Origin of the sequence: Falsirhodobacter xinxiangensis, assembly GCF_004959935.1 — a bacterium.
Taxonomy (GTDB): domain Bacteria; phylum Pseudomonadota; class Alphaproteobacteria; order Rhodobacterales; family Rhodobacteraceae; genus Falsirhodobacter; species Falsirhodobacter xinxiangensis.
In genome coordinates, this window is the sequence record NZ_SMYN01000050.1 from 1 (window position 1) to 3,749 (window position 3,749).

A 3,749-nucleotide genomic window follows, 5' to 3' on the forward strand; every position below is an offset into this window, starting at 1 on the left:
AAATCTGTCCAAGGATCGGGGAGTAGCTCACTGTCCGGCACCCGCCGGACGGGCGAGGGATACCTCATGCTGACGCCTTCGCGGTTCGCACGGGCATCCAGCTTTATGCCGGGGCCGAGATGGGCCGCCCGGAGATCGACGTGGTGCGCGTCTACCGCCCCGAGGCCGAGGTCAAGGCTGCCGACAGCCTGCGGACATTCAGCCACGCCCCGGTGACGATGGGCCACCCTGCCGAGATGGTCACCGCCGACAACTGGAAGGCGCTGGCCGTCGGCGAGGTCAGCACCGAGGCCGCGTGGCTGGACGGCAAGATCAAGCTGCCCCTGATCCTGAAGGATGCCGACAGCATCGCTGCCGTGGAGAACGGCACGCGCGAGCTGTCCGCTGGCTACACCTGCCAGATCGAGTTTGTGGACGGCATGACTGAGGATGGCCAGCCCTACGACGCGATCCAGAAGAATATCCGCGCAAACCACTTGGCCATCGTGCCCCGTGGCCGCGCCGGAAGCGAGTTCCGCATCGGAGACGGTGCGGGTTTCTGGGGCGCCAGCCCCGTCCATGACGCAACCAAGGAGGTCAACGTGACCCTGCGCAAAATCATGGTGGATGGGCTGTCGGTCGAAACGACCGATGCAGGTGCTCAGGCCATCGAGAAACTGACCGGCATCATCGCCGCGAAAGATGCCGCCATTGCCACCGCCGACGCCGCGCACCAGACCGCCATCGCGGCCAAGGACGCCGATCTGGCCAAAGCAGTTGCCGCCAAGGATGCAGCCGAGGCGAAGGTGCTGGACGCCTCCGCCATCGACAAGCTGGTCGCCGACCGCGCTGAATTGATCGGCAAGGCCAAGGCCATCGCGCCCGAGGTCGTCACCACCGGCGTGGCCGATGCCGACATCCGCAAGGCCGTTGTCGTCGCCAAGCTGGGCGATGCAACGGCCGACAAGCCCGCCGCCTACATCGATGCGCGCTTCGACATCCTCGCCGAGGACGCCAAGCCGACCGATCCGGTGCGCGAGACGATCAAGGACGGCCTGAAGGTCGTCGCCAACGATGCCTGGACCGCAGCGGCGGCTTCCTCGGGCGTGAAGTTCAAGGAGGCCTGATCATGCCGAACATCCTCACCCAAGGCCGTGACACGGCCCATTTCATGGTGTCCGAAGCGCCGGGCTATCGCTCGCGCGACGAGATCGAGATCACCGGGCCCGCGCTGGCCGGTCAGGTGCTCTCGGGCGAAGCCACGCTCGACGGTCGCACCCTCGCGACCTGCATCCTCTGGGAGAACATCGCAGAGGGCGTCACCGCCAAGCGCACGGTCATCGCCCGTGATGCCGAGGTCGTCGGCGCCGCGCTCCTGCTGAACGCCACCGGTGCTGCCCCCACGCAGGCCGCTGTCACCGCCGCCCATACCGCGCTCGCGGCAGTGGGCATCATCGTTCGCGAACCGTCGGTTCCGTCGAACGCCATCGCCTGAGACTGAGGTCCACAAATGGCAACCATGGATATCTTCAACGGCAGTGCGTTCAACACGACCGCGCTGACCGGACAAATCAACCGCGTGGACTACAAGCCGGGCTTCCTTGGCTCGCTGGGCCTGTTCCGCGCCATGCCGGTCCGCACCCGCACGATCCTCGTGGAAATGCGGGACGGTCGCCTCCAGCTGATCCCGACTTCGGCGATCGGCGCGCCGCCAAAAGAGCTGTCGCCCGATGACCGCTCGGCGGTGCCGCTTAAGACGACCCGGCTGGCGGAGGGCTTCACCCTCTATGCCGAGGAAGTGCAGGGCGTCCGTGCCTTCGGCTCCGAAAGCGAGACCATCCAGGTGCAGGCTGAATACCTGCGTCGCATGGCCCGCGTTCGCGAAGACATGGAGCTGACCCACGAGCATCACCGCATGGGCGCACTGATGGGCACGCTGCTGGATGCCGACGGCACCACGGTCATCTATGACTTCTACGAGGAGTTCGGGTTGACGCGCCCGGCGGTGATCCAGTGGAACCTTGACAGCGAGTCGTTCAACATCCGGGGCGCTGCGGCGGCTCTGGTGCGGGACATGTCCACCAAGTCGCGCGGCGCCATCAACCAGAGCACGACCGTCCACGCTCTGGCTGGCGACGAGTTCTACGACAAGCTCGTGTCGCATCCGAAGGTCGAGCGTACCTACCTGAACTATCAGGCGGCGGCGGAACTGCGCGGCAACGGCAACCCCTACGGCACGTTCCAATTCGGTGGCGTGACGTGGCACAACTACCGCGGCACGGACGACGGCACGACCATTTCGGTTCCGGCGGATCAGGCACGGTTCTTCCCGGTCGGCGCGACGGATGTCTTCGTGAAGGCGCAGGCGCCGGCGGAGTTCATGCCCTACGTGAACACGCCCGGCCTCGACACCTACGCCATGAACATCCGCGATCTCCAGCGCGATGCGTGGGTGCGCGGCGATCCCGGCGGCGGGCGAACCGGCAGCCCTGCGGCTGATCGTGAGGGGCTAATGGCATCGCTGCGGGCCCAGATCGAGGAACTGATCGCCAAGCTGGAGCCACGCGTGCGAGAGGCGTTCGAGGCGGCAGTCGCCGACCTCCGCAACGGTGTGCAGATGCGGCTGCTGGTGGAGCGGCTGGAGCGGCAAGACATAGAGGGCGCGATCGAGGCGCAGAACCTTGATCCCGGCGCCTATACCCAGTTTCGGCAGGCGTTGAACCAAGCCTTCACCGAGGGAGGCGTCCTTCAATCGGCAAATATCCCGCAGCCGCCCGGCGGTCGCGTGGTGTTCCGGTTCGATGTGGCTGACCCGAAAGCCGAGCAGGTGCTGCGCGAAGTGGCCGCTGACCGGGTGGTGGGATTGGTCGATGCAGACCGCCAGACGGCGCGAGCGGCCATTCTGAGCGGGTTCCAGCAGGGCCAGCACCCGAACCGGATCGCGCTGGACCTCGCGGGCCGCGTGGGCAAGGGGCAGAACCAACGCTCCGGCGGCATAATCGGCTTGTCCGAGCCGCAGGCGGGCCATGTCGCCTCGATGCGGGCGCGGCTGCTGTCCGGCGATCCCGACGAGATGCGGAAAGTGCTGGAGATGACCCGGCGCGACAAAGCGGTTCGACCGGGCCATCCTGAAGGCAATCGTTGACGGCAAGAAGCTGTCGCAGGAGGATGTGGCCAAGATCACCGGCCGCTATTCGGATCGGCTGCTGGCGCTGCGGGCCGAAACGATCGCCCGCACCGAGACGGGGATGGCGGTGATGTCCTCGCGACAGGAGGCTTTCCGGCAAGGTCTGGGCAAGACGGGATAGCCGAGGCTCCAACAAAGGCGCATGCTTCCCTGATCGCAGGAGGATGTCATGTGGTCACAGCCCGTCGTCTTTGTTCACGAAAAGCGCGGCCTTCAGAGCATCAAGAGCTCCTTTGAGGCGCTGCAAATCCTCGACAGCTGGTGGACCAAGGTCGATGGAGCTGCCTATAAAAACGCGATCATCGTCTGCGTTTCGGCCATGCAGGGGGAACGAACGCATGAGGACGCCAGGGCGGCATTCATTTCGGCACTGATAGAGGGTGATATCGATCTAGCTCCCGTCGAGAAGTCGTAACGCTCGTCATTGGAGAGGGGATGAACGCGGGACCACTCGACGTCGCCGGAGTGAACTGTGCTTGCCCCACAGCCGCGTTCGCGGTGTCAATTAATCGAGCCTGCCAAATCCGACAAGGCTCCGCGCATGGTGTTGCTAGGGTCAGGATGCATTGATTTCCGCTTCGCT

General features: G+C 65.4%; 5 protein-coding genes. All 5 read left to right on the forward strand.

Features of this window, described 5'->3' with window-relative positions:
• Positions 1–59: 59 nt before the first annotated feature.
• From E2K76_RS19990 to E2K76_RS20005, 5 genes are read left to right on the forward strand one after another with little or no spacing between them, the layout of a single operon-like run.
• Positions 60–1,106 (forward strand): DUF2213 domain-containing protein, encoded by a 1,047-nt coding sequence (locus tag E2K76_RS19990; protein WP_220432324.1) that lies wholly within the window; start codon positions 60–62, stop codon positions 1,104–1,106.
• 2 nt (positions 1,107–1,108) lie between these two features.
• On the forward strand, positions 1,109–1,474 hold the full coding sequence (locus E2K76_RS19995; protein WP_136686191.1) for a head decoration protein: 366 nt from the start codon (positions 1,109–1,111) through the stop codon (positions 1,472–1,474).
• Positions 1,475–1,489: 15 nt separating this feature from the next.
• The gene (locus E2K76_RS20000) at positions 1,490–3,124 is read left to right on the forward strand and encodes a major capsid protein (protein ID WP_136686192.1); all 1,635 of its coding nucleotides are present in this window, start codon (positions 1,490–1,492) and stop codon (positions 3,122–3,124) included.
• A gap of 25 nt (positions 3,125–3,149) precedes the next feature.
• Complete coding sequence (locus tag E2K76_RS20520; protein ID WP_169053415.1) at positions 3,150–3,287, forward strand: hypothetical protein; 138 nt, start codon at positions 3,150–3,152, stop codon at positions 3,285–3,287.
• A 48-nt stretch (positions 3,288–3,335) separates the two neighbouring features.
• Positions 3,336–3,581: a DUF982 domain-containing protein gene (locus tag E2K76_RS20005; RefSeq protein WP_136686193.1), complete on the forward strand. Its 246-nt coding sequence runs from the start codon at positions 3,336–3,338 to the stop codon at positions 3,579–3,581.
• Positions 3,582–3,749 lie beyond the last annotated feature (168 nt).